General features: G+C 31.9%; 1 protein-coding gene. It reads left to right on the top strand.

The window, feature by feature from the left end:
* Positions 1-253: protein rep (locus tag C0Z16_RS37075; RefSeq protein ID WP_017328595.1), on the top strand; the 253-nt coding region annotated here is incomplete at its 5' end.
* Between the last annotated feature and the right edge of the window lie 267 nt (positions 254-520).

Genomic DNA, 520 nt, shown 5'->3' with positions numbered 1-520 from the left:
TTTTTTAACTGATGATGATGAAAAAAATCAAGAAATTGTAAGTGATTTAGAAAAAGGTTTGTATCGAAAGCGTATGTTAAGTTATGGTGGATTGCTGAAACAAAAGCATAAAATTTTAAACTTAGATGATGCTGAAGATGGAAATTTGATTAATACAAGTGATGAAGATAAAACAACAGATGAAGAAGAAAAGGCACATTCGATTACGGCAATTTGGAATTTTGAAAAGCAAAATTATTATTTAAGGCATTAGTGATAACTGATGTCTTTTTTTATTACTTTTTTGTAAAAAAGTGCTGTCTTATTTTTGTGACAAATGCTGTATGTAGTGTCACAAAACTGTGACAAACGCAATATATTGTGTCACAAAAGTGTGACATTTCGTCTTTTTATGCCCCCATGCAAAAAGATCGACGCAGTCTTGAAATATCTGGCGTTGCCAGATACCTCATATATAGATGGGGGCATATTTTCCTTATGCCCTTAAGAGGCTCTTAGAGAAAAATTGCAATTTCTCGAT

The sequence above is a fragment of the Paraburkholderia rhynchosiae genome (assembly GCF_002879865.1).
GTDB lineage: Bacteria > Pseudomonadota > Gammaproteobacteria > Burkholderiales > Burkholderiaceae > Paraburkholderia > Paraburkholderia rhynchosiae.
The sequence above is the reverse complement of the archived record's forward strand: the minus strand, read 5'-3'. Positions and strand labels throughout refer to the sequence as shown.